This is a genomic window from Paracoccus chinensis, assembly GCF_900102885.1.
In the GTDB taxonomy this organism is placed as follows: Bacteria; Pseudomonadota; Alphaproteobacteria; order Rhodobacterales; family Rhodobacteraceae; genus Paracoccus; species Paracoccus chinensis.
Map to the genome: position 1 here is coordinate 1 of NZ_FNGE01000030.1, position 18,044 is coordinate 18,044.

Consider the following 18,044-nt stretch of genomic DNA (forward strand, 5'->3'; position numbering starts at 1 on the left):
CCGACCCCGTGACAGTCTCGGCCGGGGCCACGGGCAGGGCTGCGCCCTCCCCGCTCTGCTTTCCGAAAGGCATGGGCCTTTCGAGACAGCAGATCAGGAAGGCTCGCCCATCGGCGGAATGGGCAGAAGACCCGGCCGCCCCGTCGCTAAAGGAGAGCCACACATGGCACTTTTCGAGATCGTCACCATGACCGACGACAGCGGCATGAGCCGCGTCGTGACCGATGACCTTGCCGCATGGGTCGAGAACATGGGGACCGAGATCACCGGGCTTGAGACCCGCACCCGCCTGCGCCCCGAGTTGCAGGGCCAGCCGAAGATCGCAGGTTTCGTCGGCCCCTGCTGGGGCGGCCTGCCGGAGACCGGCGAACCCATCATCCGCTACGAAGATCGCGGCACCTATGCCGCCCTGAGCCAGTAAGGAGGCGGCGATGACCTATTCTTCCGTGGTCCAGATCGACATGCACCCGGCCCCTTATGTTGCCGCCACCGGCAGCGCCCGCAGCGCACAGATCCTGGCCCGCCTTGTGGCCGAGCGTTGCCCCGGCAACGTGTTCGGCATCCGCGACAGCGCCGATTTCAAGGGTCCGAAAAGCAACGGCTTCATCCGCGATTGCGCCCGATCCGTCGAGGTTCAGACCCTGGCCGCGCAGGAGTTGATGGCCGAGGCCGACGACAACCCCGACCAGCTTCTCAAGTGGCACGTCTATTTCTATGACAGCGGCGCAGGCGAAAGCCGCTTCACGGTCAACGCCTATCTGGATCATGACAGGCGCGTCCGCGCCAAGTGCGAGACCGACCCGGCACTGGTTGGCCGCGACGTGATCTATGGCGACGCGCCCACCCTTGAGACGCTTTATCTCATGCTCGATGCCTTTGCCGCCCGGCAGGAGGCGACCGCATGACCTATCACAACACCGAGTTTCCGAAGATCGGGGAAACCACCGAACATGCAGCCCCGGCCCTGCGCCGCAGCCTGTCCGAGATCGTGGCCGAGTATGACGAGAAGGCCGCGGCCATTCCCGAGGCGATTGCTGAGTTCAACCGGGCCGAGACGGCAATCAACGTCGCGGCCTGCATCGGCGGAGCCTATGGCGGGCAGATTTTTTCCCGGAGCCCGAGCCTCTACGAACGCGATGTGCGCCTTTCCCTGCTGCGTTCGGCTTGGAAGCATGTCTATAAGGGCTTGCAGATCGAGCGCATTGCCAGTGCCAAGGACCGCAAGCAGCTCGACCTGAAGCTGACCAACCCCCTGCCCTTCACCCTGCCCAACATTGCTGAAGTGTTCGGGGATTACCTGCTGGACCCCCGGTTTCACGTCCTCAAGGGCCTGGCCGAGTGCTTCTGCGATCTGGACCCGGCCTACAAGAGCCATTCCAAGGTCAAGATCGGCGTCGAGGGCCTGCCCAAGCGCATCATCATCGGCAGCGCGACCGGCTGGAACGGTTGGGGCCAGGAGCGGCTGAAGGACACCTTGAACGCCCTGCGCGTCTATCGGGGCCAGCCGCGCTATGAATACCGCGAGTTTGCCGACATGATGAAGGAGGCCGAACGGCACGGCGAAGCCGATTGCTGCGCGGGCTTTATCCGCGCCTTCAAGAACGGCAACGCACATCTGATCTTCAACGAGGATGGACGGCTCGACATCAACCGCGCCCTGGCCGAGTTCTATGGCGAGGTTCTGCCCGACGCGCCGACCGAGGCTGAGGCCAAGCGGCCCAGCACGGAAGTTGCCCGGGATCTGCAATTCTACCCCACGCCCCGCCGTGTCGCGCAGGAGGTTGTCAGCGCCCTGCACCTGTCAGGCGGCGAACAGATCCTTGAGCCGTCCTGCGGCGACGGCCGGATCATGGACGAACTGGCCGCGTGGAACGAGAACCGCGAGGACCGGCGGGGCCGCGCACCCGTCACCGTGACCGGCATCGAGTATGACGCAGGCCGCGCCGAGCAGGCCCGCGCCAAGGGACATTCCGTCATGACCGCCAATTTCCTGCAGGTCGCCCCCGATCCGCGCTTTGATGCAGTCGTGATGAACCCGCCCTTCTATGGCCGGCACTACAAGCTGCATCTGGATCATGCGGTGAAGTTCCTGAAGCCGGGCGGCGTCCTGGTCTGCATCCTGCCCGCGACGGCCCACTATGACCACGGCACCACCATAGGCCGCTGGACCGATCTGCCCGTGGGCAGCTTCGCCAGCTCCGGCACCAATGTTCCGACCGGCTATTGCGTCTATCACAAGCCCAAGGCGTAACTGAAAATGCCAGGGGTAGGCTAACGCCTGCCCCTGGCCCCTGTCCTCCGCACGGATCACCCATGAACCTCTATCAGCGCGTCTATCTTGCAGGATATTCCGGCCGCGCCATGCCGCGTTGGCTGCGCCGCCTCGCTGCGCGCAGCGCGTTGCACCGCGCCTGGCTTTCCGGCTTCACAGGCTGTTTCGAGCAGGACGGTGTTCGCTATGGGCCCGCCAACCCCTACCCCGGCCCTGCCCTGCCGGACTGCTGAGCCAGATCCTGCACGAGAATACCGTAGTGCCGACCATCAGAAAGTGCTAAGGACCGCAATGCTCCATCTAGCGACGGAGTAACTTAAGGCCCCGCTTGCGCGGGGCCTTTTTCCTACCGCGCCTGCCGCAGGCGGCACCGGCCAAGCGCCGTGTCGCACGACAGGAAAACCTGGATCAACCCAGCCAGTTAGCACGTGACGCTCTGGCAAGGTTGTCAATCGAAATCTGAAAACTGTCCTTTTGGACTGTCTTTTTAGCTAGCGGCATAGCTTTGTCTTAAAAGTCCGTTAACATCCGTTCATCTTACAGAGGGGCGGGTTTCAATGTTTGCGGCACGAGAGACGGCAACCGATTGCAGGGCTGAAGTCACCCGAGACATGATCGAGTTGATGCTGTCGCAATTTGACAGCCTGAGTGATCCAGAAGGCATCATTCAGTTGGAACTGCGGGGCAACTGCCTCATGGTCCTCAATCCCGAAACCAAAGCCTACGAAGTCGTCGGATTGGCCCGCCTCTCGCCTTCCATGCGTAAAGTCATCAAGTAGGGCGTCCCCCTTCGGGTCGCGTCCCCGGTTCCGGCCGCAAGCGGCCTCCACCCGAGCTGGTCAGGGCGATGCTCCCGGCTGCGGCGCGCGGATGCCTGTCTCGTCCCGAGCCAGTCCCTCGCCCGCCGGTCCTGGTCGCCCTGCCCTGCCCATCTCGTCCCTTCGGGCGGGACCGCTGACGCGGGCCGTGAGCCCGGTTGTCCAGCCTTGTGCTGGAACGACCTTGGGAGTGGAGGCGCAAGGCCGCAGCAGGCTCTAAGCGAGACCTCAGGGATCGAGCAAACGGCCTGTGGTCAACCGGGCGGGCAGTTGCAGGCTGTCGGTGCTGCACAGAGATAGCTGCTTTCCCGTCTGACCTCCCCTGCCGTTGCGGCGCCGCCCAGGCAGAAGACACGGGAGAGGCCCGCGCGAGGCGCGGGCCAGGATGATCCATTTGTCGTTCCGGGGGATCGACGGGCTGTCGCCCGCTCACCCCCCGTCCGCAGCCTTTTTGTTTTCCTGTCCGCCACGCATCCCCGCCCGAGCCGGTCAAGGGGCAAGCGCCGCCCGTTGGGCGTCGTCGTCCAGGCGGGCCGTGTCCTCGCCCGTTGCCGGGCTGCGGGCCGCACCACCCCGCCTTCCCGACCCCTTGACAGTCTCGGCCGGGGCTACGGGCAGGGCTGCGCCCTCCCCGCTCTGCTTTCCGAAAGGCATGGGCCTTTCAGAAATCAGATCAGGAAGGCTCGCCCATCGGCGGAACGGGCAGAAGACCCGGCCGCCCCGTCGCTCAAGGAGAGCCACAAATGGCTGACAAGTTCGACCTCTACGCCCATGTCACCGACAGCATCATTGCCAGCCTCAAAGCAGGCACCCCGGCATGGCGCAAGCCGTGGACCGGCGATAAGGGTGGCGCCCCTTTCCCGCTGCGGAGCAACGGCGAACCCTATTCCGGCATCAACGTGCTGATGTTGTGGCTGGCCGCAGACGCCAAAGGCTACCGCGCCGCCCGCTGGTTCACCTACAAGCAGGCGCAGGAGGCAGGCGGACAGGTCCGCAAGGGCGAGAAATCGTCAACCGTTGTCAAATACGGCACCTTTGAACGCGAGGACGCGGAAACGGGCGAGGAACGCCGCCTGCCCTACCTGAAAGCCTACCGCGTGTTTAACGCCGAGCAGATCGACGGCCTGCCCGCAGAATACTACGGCACCCCCACTGAGCCTGCCCGCGACCTTGGCACCGAGGCCGACCCCGCCCTTGACGCCTTTTTTGCAGCCACCGGCGCGGACATTCGCACCAGCGACGAGCCGCAAGCCTACTACAACCCTCGCGAGGACTTCATCCACATGCCGCCGATTGCGACGTTCCACAGCGCCGCAGGCTACTATGCCACGCTTGCCCACGAGGCGACCCACTGGACCGGACACAAGAGCCGCCTTGATCGGCTTGGCCGCTTCACCGACCGCAAGGCTTACGCGTTCGAGGAATTGGTGGCGTTATCTGGACAGTCTGCGCCGTCCGCAACATTGCAGTAAGGTCGGCGATGGACGCCCACGGTAGGCAGTTATCAGGCTGGCCGTAGCGCTGACCCAAGAGCTGGCGGAGGCCAGCCTGATAGCTGCCGGGCCATAGGGCGCAACGGTGCGAGGTCAGTTTCCGGGTGGGGGGTCCGGGGGGAGGGTTTCGCGCCGGTGTCGATCATTGCTGTTTGCGAGCGGCGCGAGGCCAGGGGCCTCGATGCGCATGTGCCGCTGATCCTGCGTGGCGATGCGCTCTATCATCCCGATCTGGATCGCTTCTTTCTCGACCTGCCGCTGTCGGGGGTCCGTTCGCGGCACTCGCTTCGCGCCTACGCCTATGATGTCGCGGTCTGGCTTCGCTTTCTCGATGCCTGCGGCAAGACCGTGTGGGCTGCGACCCGCGACGATGTCGGCGCCTATCATCGTGAGCGACGCCGCGACGAGGCCGATCACCGGATCACGGCGGCAAGCTGGAACCGGGCCGTCGCCAGCCTCGATCGCCTCTACCGCTGGGGCGAGCAGCAAGGGCTGATCGCCGACGCGCCGTTCAGCCGCCGCGCCGTTTGGCGACCGGCGCAGGGTGGCCGTCGCGGCATGATCGCGGCGCGCAACGACGCCTATGAGCGCGTCGCCAGGCGGTCGGACGTCCGGTTCGTCACGATGGACGATTACCGCATTTTCCGCGAGCTCGGCCTGCGCGGGCTCACCCCTGACGGCACGGAGCGCCCCGGCGCTCGCGATCGCAACGGGCTGCGCAACGCGCTATTCGCCGATCTTCTCGTCACCACCGGCCTGCGCCTCGAAGAGGCGTCGGGCCTGCTCACTGCCGAGCTCGCGGCGATCGACCGCGAGGACGGTGACGTCCAACAACTTTGGTTGCCCCTTCCGCCGCCGCTCACCAAGGGCGACCGCGGACGCAGCGTTCTGGTCCCACGCCGGCTGCTTCGTCAGATCGCCGCCTATGTCGCGGTCGAGCGCGCCGCGGGCGTGGCCAAGTTCGCCGCGCGCGACGGTGCGGCCAGCTTCGACCGACCGATCCCTGTCACCCGCGCCGGTCTCGACCGCATGCGCGATATCTGCACCCCGGAGGAACGATGCCGCCTGATCCTGTGCGACGAGGATGGAACGCCCCGCGAGCCGGCGGCGCTATGGCTGACCGAGGTCGGCCAGCCTGTCCGCCCCAACTCGTGGGAGGTGATCTTCACCCGCGCCTGCAAGCGGTGCGCACAGAACGGCTTCCCGCTGTCGATCAGCCCGCACCAGCTTCGCCACGCCTTCGCAGTCCATATGCTCGCCTTGCTGATCCAGCAGCGGCTGCGCGAAGCGGCATTGCCGGTGGGGCCGGTGGAGAGCTATCGGCTGATCCTGGGCGACCCGCTGCAACAGGTGCAACGCCTGCTTGGCCACGCCAGCCTCACCACCACCTATATCTACCTCGACCATATCGCGACCCGCGCCGATACGGTGGACGCGGCCGTCGAGGGGCTGCTGGCGTTACTGCCGGGGCCGCAAGGCGTATGAGCGGGCGTCCCCGCAAGGGCCGGCCTGTCGCCTTTGCGCCGATCACGCCGGAGCGATCGCAGCCCGATCCTGTGCTCGGCCTCAAGTTCACCATCGAGGCGCGGCATGGCGGAACGGTCCTAGTCGATATGACCGGGCTCGATCCTCGCCCACTCGCCATCGCTTTCGCCGGTGCGCTGCGTCGATCGGCGGCGCTCGGCGGCCCCATCGGTGCGGCCAGCGTCATCAAGCAGTATGTTCAGGTCTATCGCCACTTCTTCGCCTGGCTTGGCGATGATGCGCCGGAGGTGACCGGCGTCAACGACCTGCGCGCAGTCCATATCGATGGCTTTGCGTCCGCGCTCGAACGGCGTGGGATGGGCGCGATCCACCGGCACATAACGGTCGGCAAGGTCATCAACACGCTGCGCGCGATCGAGGCAGACCGGCCCGATCGGATCGCGCCCGACCTGCATGAGCGGCTGCGCTACACGCTGGCCACTTCGGCGGGCCGCTCGACCCCGCGCGATGCCTATAGCCCCTTCGTCGCCCGCGCGCTGCGCGACGCCGCGAGGGCCGATATCGAAGCGATGCTTCGCCGCCTCGGCGCCGACGACCGCACTGATGAGGGCGACCCTGTCGTCGCCAGGGCGCGCGCCGATGTCGAAGCGATCATCGCGCGGCAGGGCTTTATCGTCGCAGACCAGCCCGCGCTGAAGCGCCTCTATTTCATGCGCATGCGGCGCGGATTGCCGATCAGCACGCTCATCGACGACCTGCATGGCCGCCATCATCTGCTCGCGCGCGATCTGCCGGCGCTGCTCGTGCTGCTCACGCTCGATACCGGCCTCGAGCCGGAGTGCCTGAAGACGCTGACCGTGGATTGTCTCACCAACCCGCATGCCGGCACGGTGGAGCTACGCTATCTGAAGCGCCGCGCCCGCGGTGCCGAGCACAAGAGCATGCGGGTCCGCGATGGTGGTAGCGGCACACCCGGCGGCCTCATGCGTCGCCTGATCGACGTCACCGCCGTCGCACGCGAGCATCTGACCGACGATTGCCTCTGGCTCTATCACAACGTTGGCGGCCTTCGCGCCGGCATCGTCGATCCCAAGTTCCAACTCGCCGCCTGGGCTCGTCGCCATGGTATCGCCGGCGATGATGGGAAGCCGCTCCATCTGCTGCTTTCCCGGCTGCGCAAGACCCACAAGGCGCTATGGTACACCAAGACCGAGGGGCATATGGCCCGCTTCGCGGTCGGTCACACCCGCGAGGTCGCGGCGCGCCACTATGCCGATCTGCCGTCGCTCCGGCCGTTGCACGAGGCGGCCGTCGCCGATGCCTTCCGCGCAGCGGTCGCTGCGGCGATGCCGACCGTGCTTCCACCCACCGCCGAGCAGGCGCTGCGCGAAGCGCCCGAACAGGTCGCGTCGCTGATGTCGGCTGATACGGTGGGTCCGGTGCTCGACGGCGAACAGGATGTCTGGCTCGCCGCCTGCGCGGGCTTCCATAGCAGTCCTTTCGCCGAGCCCGGTTCGCCCTGCGCGCAGCCCTTCTGGGGCTGCCTCGATTGTCCCAACGCCGTCATCACCGCGCGCAAGCTCCCCGCGATCCTCGCCTTTCTCGCGTTCGTCGAAGAGCAGCGATGCAGCCTGCCGGCGAGCGACTGGGCCGCCAAGTTCGGCCGCGTCCACACCCGGATCACGGTCCAGGTCCTGCCGGTCTTCTCCGATGCCGTTATCGCCGAAGCGCGCCGGCAGATGGGGAGCGAACGGCTCTATCTGCCGCCGGAGGCACGCGCATGACCACGCCCGTCCATGCCCTCGTGCCCGCGTTCGACGATCGCCCTGTGCTGGCGAGCGCGCCGCTCAAGGCGGGCCATGCCCGCGAGGAGCTGTCGCACGTCGGCGACCCGACCTGGGATCTCGGTCCCGCCGTCTTCCGCGAGAACGCTCGGCGCTGCCACGTCACCGTGCATTTCGACGTGCTCGAACATGCCGATGTGCAGGCGGCAATGCGCGCCTATCTCTACGCCCGCCTCAACGTCGGTCTTCCCGGCTACCACCCGAAGCTGCCGCCCGCCAGCATCCGACAGGCATTCAACCGGGCTCGCCGGTTCTTCGCCTTCGCGCGCGAGCGGCTTGGGCGGCTCGACCTGGGCCGCATCGATCAGGCGCTGATCGACGCTTATGCGCGCCACCTGCGGGATGATTCAGCGCGGCGCCCCGTCATCGTCGGCCAGCTCTTGCAGGTGGTCACCGATCTCTACCATCTCCGGGATCACCTGCCTGGAGGCGGTCTCGGGTTCGAGCCGTGGGCCGGGCAAGCGGCTGCGCGCGTCGCCGGATATCGGCATGTGCGCGAGAACCGCACCCCACGCATGCCGGAGGAGATTGTCACGCCGCTGCTCGCCTGGTCGCTGCGCTATGTCACGACCTTCGCGACCGATATTCTGGCGGCTCGGGTCGCGCTCGATCGGCTCGAGGCAGTCCGCGCTCGGCTGCTCGCCGCCGAACGCGGACTGCCTGATGCAGAGCGCCGCCTGCGGCAGCGCGCGCGCCTCGAGCGCTATCTCGCGCGCCGAGCCCGGCAAGGACGCGGCGTGCCCATCTGGACGACGGCACACAACGGCGCCACGCGCATCGATCCCCTCACCGGGGATGCAACCCCGCCGATCAACGCCCATCTCCTCCATTTGCATGCCGGCATCGATGCCGTCGCCGAGCCGGCCATGCATCTCATGCTCACTACCGGCGCACCGGATGTCATTCGCGAAGCGGTTGCATCGCTTGGTACCGAGGTCGGCGGCATGGACACGCCGATCTCGATCGCTCCCGAGAGCGGTCGGCCATGGCGTGCCCGCTTCGACGTGAAGACCCTAGCGATCGAGGAGCGGATGCTGCAGGCCGCCGCCTATATCGTATGCGCCTATCTGACCGGCATGCGCGACTGCGAGGTCCAGGCGATGCGGCGCGGCTGCCTCTCGATCGCGCGCAGCGAAGACGGCCTGATCGAGCGGCAACGCGTCCGATCGACCCTCTACAAGCGCCGATCGAGCGCCGGTGAGTCGGCGAGCTGGGTGACGATCGAACCGGTGGCCGAGGCGATCACGGTGCTCGAACGGCTGTCGGAACACGCGGCACGGAAGACTGGAAGCGACACGCTCTGGCCGGTGCTTCGTCCCCGCGCTGTCACCAAGACGCATCTGTCGAGCGAGGTGGTCCGCCAGCTCAACGCCTTCCGCGACCACCTCAACACCGTCTTCGGCAGCCCCGATGCGCCGGTCATCCCACCCGGCCCCGATGGCAAGCCGTGGCGCATCACGACGCGGCAGTTCCGGCGCACCATCGCGTGGCACATCGCCAACCGTCCGTTCGGCACCATCGCCGGCATGATCCAGTACAAGCATGCCTCGGTCGCCGCTTTCGAGGGCTATGCCGGGACCAGTGGATCGGGGTTTCGCGCAGAGGTCGAGGCGCAGCGCCGGCTCGGTCAGATTGACGATCTGCTGGACTATTTCGACCGGCGGCAGGGCGGCGCATCACTCGGCGGACCGGCGGGACCACGCATCGCGCGGACCCTCGACGATGCCGCCGTTAAGCTCGGGCCACTGCCCGCCATGATCGCCGATCGGGCCCGCCTGCGCGTCATGCTCGCCAGCGTCGCGCGCACCTTCCACGTCGGTCTGCTCGCGGATTGCTTCTTCGATCCCGCGACCGCGCTCTGCCTCAAGCGCGTGACGACCCCCGATCCCAGGCAGCCGCTCACCGCTCTGTGCGAGCCGACCCGCTGCCCCAACGCCTGTATCACCGCCCGCCACAGGCCGGCGTGGGAGCGCGCGGCCGATGATGCCAGGGCGCATTTACGCGAACGGCGCATGTCCGATCTCCAGCGCCGCGCGCTTGAGGGCGAGCTTGACCGCCTGACCGCGGTGATTGCCGGGATCGACCCTCCCGCGCCGTAGACCACCCCGGCTGTTGGCGGAGTCCTGCGCCGGTCGGCGCACCCGCGCAACGGCTTCGCCGTCCTCCGCTTCGCTGCGGCCCTGACGGGTGCGCGAGCCCCCTGTGCCCGGCGCGAACGGGCCTCCGCCGCCGGGGATGGTCCCCGGCGCGAGAACGGAGAACAGATCATGTCAGCCTCACCACGCTCAGACGTCTATGCGCGCGTCACCGACGCGATCGTCGCCGCGATCGAAGCCGGCACCGGCACCTGGCGCATGCCGTGGCATCATTCCGGCGCCGACGTCACCCGCCCGACCAACGTCGCCAGCGGCAAGCCCTATCGCGGCATAAATACGGTCTCGCTCTGGGCGGCCGCCTATGGCAGCGGCTATGCGAGCGGGGTCTGGGGCACCTATCGCCAGTGGCAGGCGCTCGGCGCGCAGGTCCGCAAGGGCGAGCACGCCAGCCTCGGCGTCCTCTGGAAGGAGTTTCGCGCGAAGGGCGATGACGCCGGCGACGATGACGACCACCGACGGCTTTTCGCCAAGGCATTCAGCCTGTTCAACGCCGATCAGGTCGATGGCTATGCGCCCGAACCGGGGCCGGTCCTGCCCGAGAGCGAACGCCTCGCCGCCGCCGAAGCCTTCATCGCCGCGCTCGGCATCGATACCGTCTACGGCTCGGCCAGTGCCTATTATCACATCGCCGAAGACCGCATCCACTTGCCGGATTTCAGCGCCTTCCACGACGCCCACGGCTTCTGTGCCACCCACATTCACGAAGCGGCTCATGCCAGTGGCGCAGTCCATCGGCTCGACCGGGATTTCAGCGCCAAGTGGACCAGGCACGCGCTCGCGATGGAGGAAGCAACCGCCGAGCTGACCGCATCGTTCCTGCTTGCCGATCTCGGGATCGCGCACGAACCGCGACCCGATCATGCGGCCTACATCGCCTCCTGGCTGCAACTGCTCAAGGACGAGCCTCGGGCGATCTTCACCGCGGCGAGCAAGGCGCAGGCGGCAGCCGACTGGATGCACGCCCGACAGCCGTAATGCTCACGCGACCCGCACTTCGGCGCCAAGTGTGTCGAGCAGCGGACAGCCCGGATCCCGACCGGCATCGCAGGCGCGCACCGAGTCGGCCAGAACCCGTTCCATCCGCTTGAGGTCCGCGATCCGCGCGCGTACGTCCTTCAGGTGCGACGCCGCGAGCTCGCGCACCTCGGCGCAGGAGGCCTGACCGCCAACCGCGAGTCCGAGCAAGGCGCGTACCTCGTCCAGGGTAAAGCCCAGCTCCCTCGCGCGGCGCACGAAGCCCAGGCGAGCCACGTCCTCCCGGCCATAGCTGCGGTAGCGGCCCCGCCGCGGCGGAGCGGGCAGCAGCCCGATCCGCTCGTAATAGCGGATCGTCTCGATGTTGCATCCGGTGCGGCGTGAGAGTTCGCCGATCTGGATCGCGCCGGTTGCGGCCATCCCCAAAATACCTCTTGAGTCTGTAGTCGCTACAGATGTTAGGACAGCTCAATGCCCGCCACAAGGAGTCGCCCGTGACCCAGACGCCAAGCCCGCCTAAGGGGATCGGCACCGCCACGCTCACGCTGGCGGGGATCGCTGCGGCGTTCGGCGTCGCCGCCTGCTGTGCGCTGCCGATCCTCTTCGCATCCGCCGGGATCGGCGCAGCTTGGCTCGGCGGCGTGGCCATTGTCGCCGCGCCGTATCGCACGCCGCTTCTCCTCATTGGCGCATTGTGCCTGCTTGCCGGCGCGGCGCTGCTGTTGCGCCAGCAAGTTACGGCGGCGCGCTGTGGGCCGGGCGGCATATGCACGCCGCGCTGGATGCGTGTTCTCACGCTCATCGGATTGCTGCTCGGTGCGGCCCTGCTCTGGGCAGGCTATCGCTATGTCTGATGCCACCCCCGAGCTGCGCTCGACGCTGACCTGTCCCCACTGCGGTCATCAGGCGACGGAGACCATGCCGACCAATGCCTGCCAGTATTTCTACGACTGCCGGGGTTGCGGCGCGGTCCTCAAGCCCAAGCCGGGCGATTGCTGCGTCTATTGCTCCTACGGCGACGTGCCCTGTCCGCCGATCCAGGAGAGCGGCGGCAAGGCGTGCTGCGGCTGAGGAGGGCGGGCGATGGCGCGCGCATCATCCGCTGAAGCCGCCTTTGGATCGACGGTTACATTTCCCGGCGGTGCCGTTGTCCCGGACTGGAGCGCAGTCACAACACCCAGCGCCCGCGCAGCCCTGACGGCACTGTTCGCGGCGTTCATCGGTTCGAAGTGGCGCGGGATGGACGGCGTCGAGGAGCGGGTCCGGCGCGCCGTGCTTCAAGCCTATGCTGCCGATGGTCGCTCGCCGGTGCCGGCACAGATCGCCGCCGCATCGGGACTCCCCTCCGGCGAGGTCGGCTCGGCCCTGCAGCGGCTCGCCGGGCGCGATCTCGTGGTCCTCGACGGCGCGGGCCGGGTGACCGGCGCCTATCCGTTCACCGACGGCCCCAGCGAACATCAAGTCGAAGTCAGCGGAGTGACCATGAGCGCCATGTGCGCCATCGACGCGTTGGGGATCGGCGCCATGCTGGAGCGGGACTGCATGATCCGCTCGGCCTGCCGCCAGTGCCGGCGCACGCTCGCCATCCATACCCCCAGCCGCGGCCGCGAGCTGGAAGAGGTTGAGCCGGGCGCGATCGTCGTCTGGTCCGGCCGTCGCTATGCCAGTGGCTGCGCGGCATCGTCGCTCTGCACCTTGCAGGCCTTCTTCTGCGATGACGATCATCTGGCGGCCTGGTGCGCGAGCGGTCCGGTCGGAGCCGATGACGGCATTCGTCTGTGCCTGGCCGAAGCGCTCGAGGTTGGGCGCGCGATTTTTGCGCCGATGCGGATGGAGATGCGACCATGGCTTCCTACGACCTGATCGTCATCGGCAGTGGCACGGCAGCGCAGGTCGCGGTCGGCCGGGTCCGTGCCGCTGGATGGTCCGTCGCCGTCATCGATCACCGTCCGTTCGGCGGCACCTGTGCGCTGCGTGGCTGCGATCCCAAGAGGATGCTGGTCAGCGGCGAGGAAGCGATCGACGCGGCAAGGCGCATGGCCAGACATGGCGTCGACGGCACGCTGGCGATCGACTGGCCCGACCTGATGGCGTTCAAGCGGACCTTCACCGATCCGATCCCCGCCAAGCAGGCGCACCGCTACGCCGAGCTCGGTGTCGACGCATTACACGGTGTTGCTCGCTTTGCCGGCCCAGACACGATCGTGGTGGAAGGCCGGACATTGCGGGCCCGCCATATCCTGATCGCCAGCGGCGCGCGTCCAGTCCCGCTCGGCATTCCGGGCGAAGATCTGGTGAGCACAAGCGATGCGTTCCTGGAGCTTCAGGCCCTGCCGCGCCGGATCGTGCTGATCGGCGGCGGCTATGTCGCTGCGGAGTTCTCGCATCTGGCGGCCCGAGCGGGCGCAGAGGTCACCATCCTACAGCGGGCCGAGCGGCTCCTGCCGCACTTCGATCCCGACCTGGTGGGCTGGCTGACGCCCCGGTTCGAGGCGCTCGGCATCCGCGTCGAGACCGGTGCCACCGTTACCCGGGTCGAGCGCAGCGGGAGCGGTCTGCTGGTCCACGCCGAGCGCCAGGGCGAGCCTGATCTCAGCGTCGCCGCCGATCTCGTCGTTCATGCCGCCGGGCGCGGTCCTGACCTCAAGGCGCTCGACCTGTCCGCCGGCGAGGTGGCCGTGCAGGACGGGCGCCTGCAGCTCGACGCGCATCTGCGGAGCATTTCCAACCCGCGGGTCTATGCCGCCGGCGACGCTGCCGGAGGCGGGCCGCGGCTGACGCCGGTGTCCAGCCACGATGCCAAGGTAGTTGCCGCCAACCTCCTGGATGGCCCGACGCACCAGCCGGACTATCGCGGCGTGCCGAGCGTGGCCTTCACTCTGCCGCCGATCGCCGCCGTCGGACTGTCAGAGGAGGCGGCGCGCCGCGGCGGCGTCGCGCTCCGGGTCAACGCAGCCTCGACGCCAGACTGGTTCACCGCCCGCCGCCTCGCCGAGCCGGTCTACGGCCATAAGCTGCTGATCGACGAGGACACGGACCTCATCCTCGGCGCGCATCTCGTGGGGCCGAACGCCGACGAGGTAATCAACGTTTTCGGTCTGGCAATCCGCCACGGCCTCACCGCGGCCGATCTTCGCTCCACCATGTTCGCCTATCCGACCGGCGCCTCCGACGTCGGCTACATGCTGACTTAACGCACGAGCGCCACTGCCATGGCGGCCGATCCCTCGCGCGATCGGCCGCTTCGCGATGCATGTCGATGCGGGCTGTCGCCCGCCATTAAGCGGACGCCGCTTGCGCGGCGGCTCCGATTTTTTGGCCTCTCCCTCGATGCGGGAGTGGTCGGCGCTCCCTGCTAGGCCCGCCGCGGCGCGCTGCAAGCCTCGGCTTCGCCGGGCTGCTCCATTTCATTTCGCCCCTGCGGGTGCAGCCCGCCGCTTCAGCAGGCCTCTCCGGTCGCTCTCGCCGCCCACCCCCGCCTCGGGGGAGGCCATGGGGCTTTTGGGCAGTGCTGGAGGCAACCGATGGTTTTCACCTTCCAACCGCCATTTTGGGCTGGACTGTCAGGATATATTGCGGAGATTGGCAACTGCATGACCTGCGCCCGGCTTGGCCTGACCCCCGATTTTGACCAGTCCGGCGCCTATGTCCAAAGCTGGCTGCGCGCTTTGAAGGACGACAAGCGGCTGATCTTCAAAGCCGCCAGCGAGGCGCAGAAGGCCGCCGAATGGCTGATGAAGGGTCAGCAGATCGAGGCAGAAGAAAAGAGGGCCGCATGAGCGGCCCCCACCCCCTGCCCCACCTGTCCTGCCGCAAATGCGGCAGGAGCAACCCTTGGGTTTATTTCGCGCCGGTTGTGGTCGAGGGAACCGGAACCTGCATCTGCATGGATTGCGCCACGCTGCGCGGCTGGCTGGACGCGGCCGGAAACCTCAAGCCGGGAGTCTCACTTTGACCACCTACGAGATCCGGGACGATCCCGACGACCTGCCCATCATCTGCGCGACCTTGGCGGAAGCGGAGCGGCGCGGCCGACGCCGCGCCGCCCGTCTCGGCATCGAGGTTCTGATCTATGAAATGCACCCCACGCGCGGAGAGCGATTGATCAGCGCGATCTGACACCGGCCCCCGCAGCAGCGGGGGTTTTCCCTTGCCGATCAGGTTGATCAGGCGGGGCGGAGCCGTCGAGCCGGCCCCGCCCCGCCTGGCCCTGCGCTATCCGCGCGGGAGCCGCAAACGCGGCAAAGCGGAGACGGCTGCGCCGTCACATGATGCCATTGGAGCGTGGCGGCAAGCATAGCCCCGACCACGCCGGAATTGACCACAGCCTACTCACGTCCCTTCGCTCTTTGGGGGCACGTTCCGTTCGTAGGCTGCAAGCCCGTGGCAACAGTCTGCCACGGGTGGACAATTCCGGTCTCCTGCCCCGCATGGCGCGGGGTTGGCTCTGCCTCAGAAGATTTTAGGCGTCAGCGCCACACGAAACCGGAAGCGGGGAGCCGGTGTCGAACCGGAAGGTCTTGCCGTTTGCTGTCAGCTCGATCTGCGACCCACTGCGCAAAACGCCAACGAGGCCCTTCCAGTCTTCGCCATCGCGACTGACGGCGGAGCCGGAAACCATCTTGCCTTGATGCGCCTGTGTCGGGGACTTGATCAGATACTCCCCATCCAGCGGTTCACCGTCGAGCGTGACGCTCAGGTGGTTGGTCGGAGGAATAAAGGCGCCATCGGGATCACAGACGGCCGTGGCGGAGATCCCGTCACCGGAGGCGGTGTAGATATGAAGCCCCCTGAAATCGGTTTCTTCATCCCAAGCCGATGCAGGGACGGCAACCACACAGAAGGCAGCGGCAAGAGCCATGTGCTTCATTTTGAGAGTTCCTTGATTGTGTCGTCCACGCAGGCGAACCAAGCTCGTTCGATCTGGCCGACTATCAGACTGGATCGCGGGGCCTCTGCACCATTGAGAACCTGATCCTGGATCGCCTGAAGTATCTCCTTCTTCACGGCGACAGAGGTGCGGTAGTTCCACTGTGTAGGCCCACTTGGTTCCTGCACTTGTGGGATGTAGCGAGGTTCGATGCGGATTTCTGGAAGACGGCTGTAGGCAGCTCGCAGCACGTCGCCAGGGTCGATACCCCTCTCCACGATCTTCCTCATGGGTTCCACTTGTCGGACCAGCAGCCTGAGGCGCACATCGACTTTTACTCCGCGGTTCTGCTTAGCGCGGGGCGGAAGAACGATCGTTGCGAGGACCGGAGCCGTGGAACCCAATGCCTCCTTGGGTGCCGTCTCGGTCGCACTCATGATTGGTTCCTGCTGGACCGACTCCGGTTGGACAGGGGTATTATCTGCTGGCAACTGTAGGTTTTCGCTGGCGTCAGGGATGGCGGTTTCAAGTGAACCTGAGAGCCTTGGATGCGGTTCTGAAGTTGCTGCACTTGCCTTCTTCCGCTTGTTGAATGCTTCCAGGGCATCCTTATTGAAGGGCTTGAGGATTGTGGGTTTGCGAACACCCGCCACCCCTTCCTCGAAGCCGGTAGCATCTTCTCTGGTGGTTCTGATGCGTTCACGCGCCATGGGTATCCCCCATTCTCCTGTCGTCGAAGATGTTATTCACAAGAGTGATGGCGTGAGCTAGAGCAGCCTCGAAGTGAAAAGCCTTGAGCTTTTCGTTTTTGTCTTCGCTGTCTCTGCACTTGGTCAGAACAGCACCCAATGGACCTAGTTCATCCATTTCACGATACTGCGTCTTTTCTGGCACCATCGTGGCAAGAGGATTGAACTGGTCAATGATTTCGTAATGGCGCTCAAACTCACGTGCCGCTAGATCCTTTGGCTTCGGATTGCCACGAACATGCGTCAGAAGGTTTGGCTTCACTCTGGAAAGCACAATCCTAAGAGGCGGTATCGTGTCTGGGTTCTCAGCTCTCCTTTTCAAATCCTGATGCCATTCTAATGTTTCTTTTGTGCGTTCGCGATCACCTTTAGCGTTCATGCATGGAACGATTAGAACGTCTGACACGCTTGCTAGATCAACTGCCCAAGAGCTGCCCTCGCCCTTTGTGTCGATTATGATGAACTCGACCTCATCCTCATAGCGTGAGACCAAATCGAATAGATCGTCAGCATCGGTCGGAGCGCGAACAATGATGTTTTTGTCGGCGTAACCCGTTTCATTCGCTGTAACCCACCAGTTCACAATATCTTTGCTAGGGTCCAGGTCGATTATCAGGCATTTATGATCGGTGAAGGCAAAGGCAGAGGCCAAGAGCTTAGTTATAGTTGACTTTCCTGCGCCGCCCTTTCGGCTGATCATTCCAAGCACAGTTGCCATTTTGTTAGCTCCGTTTCTGTCCCAGCCTCTTTTGAGGCAATTTGTTTGATGATGGCAGGCACAGCTTCATTCCTATCCCCCTGCAACGCTATGTCAAGCCGTCGCGACGTAACGACGCGACGGGCCGACGCGACGCGACGACGCGGCGATAGGACGTGACGCAACAACGCGACGCTGCAACGCGACGCAATGACGCGACGGGATGACGCAACGCAACGACGCGACGGGAAGACGTAACATGACGACGTAAGGTTAGCACAGGTTGCTGTCGCACCTTAGCCACTAGCCTTGATCTGGACACAGCACCCGGTGCGAGCCGTCTAGGGCCGCTAGGGGGCCGATAAGGAGTGTTCAGGGGGAGCGGCGCCCGGAATGGGCTTAAGGGCGTTCAGCGGCCTGCTCAACGCCTCTGCGCACCTATCAGCCCCGTCGCACTGCTTGGACTGTTGCCTGAAACGGAAAGGCTAGTGTGGGTCAAGCCAGATTTCATTGACATTTCATCAGTCTCGACCCACACTAGCCTTGTAGATTGGCAAGAAATACAACTTTAATTTTTTACACATGAGATATGGTCTGCCCCCTGAAAAGTGGTCCTCCCTGAAGTAGGCTTTCGAGCCAGATGGAGGACAGAAGGATGCCCCAGAAGAAGCACAAACCCGAGGAG

At 65.7% G+C, this 18,044-nt stretch carries 21 protein-coding genes; 17 read left to right on the forward strand and 4 right to left on the reverse strand.

The window, feature by feature from the left end; all coding sequences use genetic code 11:
* Nucleotides 1–163 precede the first annotated feature (163 nt).
* From BLQ03_RS16440 to BLQ03_RS16480, 10 genes are all read left to right on the forward strand, one after another.
* Entirely contained in the window at nucleotides 164–421 is a 258-nt protein-coding gene (locus BLQ03_RS16440) for a hypothetical protein (RefSeq protein ID WP_090757397.1), read from the forward strand.
* Between the two features lie 10 nt (nucleotides 422–431).
* A complete protein-coding gene (locus BLQ03_RS16445) occupies nucleotides 432–905 on the forward strand; it encodes a hypothetical protein (RefSeq protein WP_090757398.1) in 474 nt (157 codons plus the stop codon).
* Entirely contained in the window at nucleotides 902–2,251 is a 1,350-nt protein-coding gene (locus tag BLQ03_RS16450; RefSeq protein ID WP_090757399.1) for a class I SAM-dependent methyltransferase, read from the forward strand. The genes BLQ03_RS16445 and BLQ03_RS16450 overlap by 4 nt, the downstream gene beginning before the upstream one ends.
* A 62-nt stretch (nucleotides 2,252–2,313) precedes the next feature.
* Nucleotides 2,314–2,505, forward strand: coding sequence for a hypothetical protein (locus tag BLQ03_RS16455; protein WP_090757400.1), 192 nt, complete (start codon nucleotides 2,314–2,316; stop codon nucleotides 2,503–2,505).
* Between the two features lie 378 nt (nucleotides 2,506–2,883).
* Nucleotides 2,884–3,051: a hypothetical protein gene (locus tag BLQ03_RS18445; protein ID WP_175558923.1), complete on the forward strand. Its 168-nt coding sequence runs from the start codon at nucleotides 2,884–2,886 to the stop codon at nucleotides 3,049–3,051.
* A 782-nt stretch (nucleotides 3,052–3,833) separates the two neighbouring features.
* Nucleotides 3,834–4,562 carry an ArdC family protein gene (locus BLQ03_RS16460; protein WP_090757401.1) on the forward strand — a complete coding sequence of 243 codons (729 nt, stop codon included), beginning with the start codon at nucleotides 3,834–3,836 and terminating at the stop codon, nucleotides 4,560–4,562.
* A 156-nt stretch (nucleotides 4,563–4,718) separates the two neighbouring features.
* Nucleotides 4,719–6,068 (forward strand): tyrosine-type recombinase/integrase, encoded by a 1,350-nt coding sequence (locus BLQ03_RS16465; protein WP_016744724.1) that lies wholly within the window; start codon nucleotides 4,719–4,721, stop codon nucleotides 6,066–6,068.
* Nucleotides 6,065–7,852, forward strand: a complete 1,788-nt coding sequence (locus BLQ03_RS16470) for a hypothetical protein (protein WP_021224414.1) — start codon at nucleotides 6,065–6,067, stop codon at nucleotides 7,850–7,852. The genes BLQ03_RS16465 and BLQ03_RS16470 overlap by 4 nt, the downstream gene beginning before the upstream one ends.
* On the forward strand, nucleotides 7,849–10,011 hold the full coding sequence (locus tag BLQ03_RS16475) for a hypothetical protein (RefSeq protein ID WP_016744722.1): 2,163 nt from the start codon (nucleotides 7,849–7,851) through the stop codon (nucleotides 10,009–10,011). The genes BLQ03_RS16470 and BLQ03_RS16475 overlap by 4 nt, the downstream gene beginning before the upstream one ends.
* A gap of 168 nt (nucleotides 10,012–10,179) precedes the next feature.
* Nucleotides 10,180–11,043, forward strand: a complete 864-nt coding sequence (locus BLQ03_RS16480) for an ArdC family protein (RefSeq protein WP_090757402.1) — start codon at nucleotides 10,180–10,182, stop codon at nucleotides 11,041–11,043.
* Nucleotides 11,044–11,046: 3 nt separating this feature from the next.
* Here BLQ03_RS16480 and BLQ03_RS16485 read toward each other — a convergent pair whose 3' ends face one another.
* Nucleotides 11,047–11,463 (reverse strand): MerR family transcriptional regulator, encoded by a 417-nt coding sequence (locus tag BLQ03_RS16485; RefSeq protein WP_016744720.1) that lies wholly within the window; start codon nucleotides 11,461–11,463, stop codon nucleotides 11,047–11,049.
* Between the two features lie 74 nt (nucleotides 11,464–11,537).
* Here BLQ03_RS16485 and BLQ03_RS16490 point away from each other — a divergent pair, with 74 nt between their 5' ends.
* From BLQ03_RS16490 to BLQ03_RS18450, 7 genes are all read left to right on the forward strand, one after another.
* Nucleotides 11,538–11,897 carry a hypothetical protein gene (locus BLQ03_RS16490; protein ID WP_021224336.1) on the forward strand — a complete coding sequence of 120 codons (360 nt, stop codon included), beginning with the start codon at nucleotides 11,538–11,540 and terminating at the stop codon, nucleotides 11,895–11,897.
* Entirely contained in the window at nucleotides 11,890–12,114 is a 225-nt protein-coding gene (locus BLQ03_RS16495) for a GDCCVxC domain-containing (seleno)protein (protein WP_090757403.1), read from the forward strand. Before BLQ03_RS16490 ends, BLQ03_RS16495 begins: the two co-directional genes overlap by 8 nt.
* Nucleotides 12,115–12,126: 12 nt before the next feature.
* Nucleotides 12,127–12,906, forward strand: coding sequence for an organomercurial lyase (locus BLQ03_RS16500; protein WP_021224338.1), 780 nt, complete (start codon nucleotides 12,127–12,129; stop codon nucleotides 12,904–12,906).
* Complete coding sequence (locus BLQ03_RS16505) at nucleotides 12,888–14,237, forward strand: dihydrolipoyl dehydrogenase family protein (protein ID WP_090757404.1); 1,350 nt, start codon at nucleotides 12,888–12,890, stop codon at nucleotides 14,235–14,237. Before BLQ03_RS16500 ends, BLQ03_RS16505 begins: the two co-directional genes overlap by 19 nt.
* A 330-nt stretch (nucleotides 14,238–14,567) precedes the next feature.
* Nucleotides 14,568–14,822 (forward strand): zincin-like metallopeptidase domain-containing protein, encoded by a 255-nt coding sequence (locus BLQ03_RS16510; protein WP_090757405.1) that lies wholly within the window; start codon nucleotides 14,568–14,570, stop codon nucleotides 14,820–14,822.
* Nucleotides 14,819–14,998 carry a hypothetical protein gene (locus BLQ03_RS16515; RefSeq protein ID WP_090757406.1) on the forward strand — a complete coding sequence of 60 codons (180 nt, stop codon included), beginning with the start codon at nucleotides 14,819–14,821 and terminating at the stop codon, nucleotides 14,996–14,998. The genes BLQ03_RS16510 and BLQ03_RS16515 overlap by 4 nt, the downstream gene beginning before the upstream one ends.
* Nucleotides 14,995–15,162 carry a hypothetical protein gene (locus BLQ03_RS18450; protein WP_175558924.1) on the forward strand — a complete coding sequence of 56 codons (168 nt, stop codon included), beginning with the start codon at nucleotides 14,995–14,997 and terminating at the stop codon, nucleotides 15,160–15,162. The genes BLQ03_RS16515 and BLQ03_RS18450 overlap by 4 nt, the downstream gene beginning before the upstream one ends.
* 343 nt (nucleotides 15,163–15,505) lie before the next feature.
* On the opposite strand, the gene BLQ03_RS16520 is transcribed toward BLQ03_RS18450, so the two are convergent.
* The 3 genes from BLQ03_RS16520 to BLQ03_RS16530 are packed head-to-tail and all read right to left on the reverse strand — an operon-like array spanning nucleotide 15,506 to nucleotide 17,380.
* Nucleotides 15,506–15,913: a hypothetical protein gene (locus tag BLQ03_RS16520; RefSeq protein WP_090757407.1), complete on the reverse strand. Its 408-nt coding sequence runs from the start codon at nucleotides 15,911–15,913 to the stop codon at nucleotides 15,506–15,508.
* Nucleotides 15,910–16,623 (reverse strand): hypothetical protein, encoded by a 714-nt coding sequence (locus BLQ03_RS18105; protein WP_139166789.1) that lies wholly within the window; start codon nucleotides 16,621–16,623, stop codon nucleotides 15,910–15,912. Before BLQ03_RS18105 ends, BLQ03_RS16520 begins: the two co-directional genes overlap by 4 nt.
* Complete coding sequence (locus BLQ03_RS16530; RefSeq protein WP_090757409.1) at nucleotides 16,613–17,380, reverse strand: ParA family protein; 768 nt, start codon at nucleotides 17,378–17,380, stop codon at nucleotides 16,613–16,615. The genes BLQ03_RS18105 and BLQ03_RS16530 overlap by 11 nt, the downstream gene beginning before the upstream one ends.
* Nucleotides 17,381–18,044 lie beyond the last annotated feature (664 nt).

Coding starts and splice junctions, on each gene's coding strand:
- BLQ03_RS16460 (WP_090757401.1), top strand. CDS start 3,834: ATGGCTGACAAGTTCGACCTCTACGCCCATGTCACCGACAGCATCATT.
- BLQ03_RS16470 (WP_021224414.1), top strand. CDS start 6,065: ATGAGCGGGCGTCCCCGCAAGGGCCGGCCTGTCGCCTTTGCGCCGATC.
- BLQ03_RS18105 (WP_139166789.1), bottom strand. CDS start 16,623: ATGGCGCGTGAACGCATCAGAACCACCAGAGAAGATGCTACCGGCTTC.
- BLQ03_RS16480 (WP_090757402.1), top strand. CDS start 10,180: ATGTCAGCCTCACCACGCTCAGACGTCTATGCGCGCGTCACCGACGCG.
- BLQ03_RS16455 (WP_090757400.1), top strand. CDS start 2,314: ATGAACCTCTATCAGCGCGTCTATCTTGCAGGATATTCCGGCCGCGCC.
- BLQ03_RS16475 (WP_016744722.1), top strand. CDS start 7,849: ATGACCACGCCCGTCCATGCCCTCGTGCCCGCGTTCGACGATCGCCCT.
- BLQ03_RS16450 (WP_090757399.1), top strand. CDS start 902: ATGACCTATCACAACACCGAGTTTCCGAAGATCGGGGAAACCACCGAA.
- BLQ03_RS16530 (WP_090757409.1), bottom strand. CDS start 17,380: ATGGCAACTGTGCTTGGAATGATCAGCCGAAAGGGCGGCGCAGGAAAG.
- BLQ03_RS16445 (WP_090757398.1), top strand. CDS start 432: ATGACCTATTCTTCCGTGGTCCAGATCGACATGCACCCGGCCCCTTAT.
- BLQ03_RS16515 (WP_090757406.1), top strand. CDS start 14,819: ATGAGCGGCCCCCACCCCCTGCCCCACCTGTCCTGCCGCAAATGCGGC.
- BLQ03_RS16500 (WP_021224338.1), top strand. CDS start 12,127: ATGGCGCGCGCATCATCCGCTGAAGCCGCCTTTGGATCGACGGTTACA.
- BLQ03_RS18445 (WP_175558923.1), top strand. CDS start 2,884: ATGATCGAGTTGATGCTGTCGCAATTTGACAGCCTGAGTGATCCAGAA.
- BLQ03_RS16520 (WP_090757407.1), bottom strand. CDS start 15,913: ATGAAGCACATGGCTCTTGCCGCTGCCTTCTGTGTGGTTGCCGTCCCT.
- BLQ03_RS16505 (WP_090757404.1), top strand. CDS start 12,888: ATGGCTTCCTACGACCTGATCGTCATCGGCAGTGGCACGGCAGCGCAG.
- BLQ03_RS16495 (WP_090757403.1), top strand. CDS start 11,890: ATGTCTGATGCCACCCCCGAGCTGCGCTCGACGCTGACCTGTCCCCAC.
- BLQ03_RS16510 (WP_090757405.1), top strand. CDS start 14,568: ATGGTTTTCACCTTCCAACCGCCATTTTGGGCTGGACTGTCAGGATAT.
- BLQ03_RS16440 (WP_090757397.1), top strand. CDS start 164: ATGGCACTTTTCGAGATCGTCACCATGACCGACGACAGCGGCATGAGC.
- BLQ03_RS16485 (WP_016744720.1), bottom strand. CDS start 11,463: ATGGCCGCAACCGGCGCGATCCAGATCGGCGAACTCTCACGCCGCACC.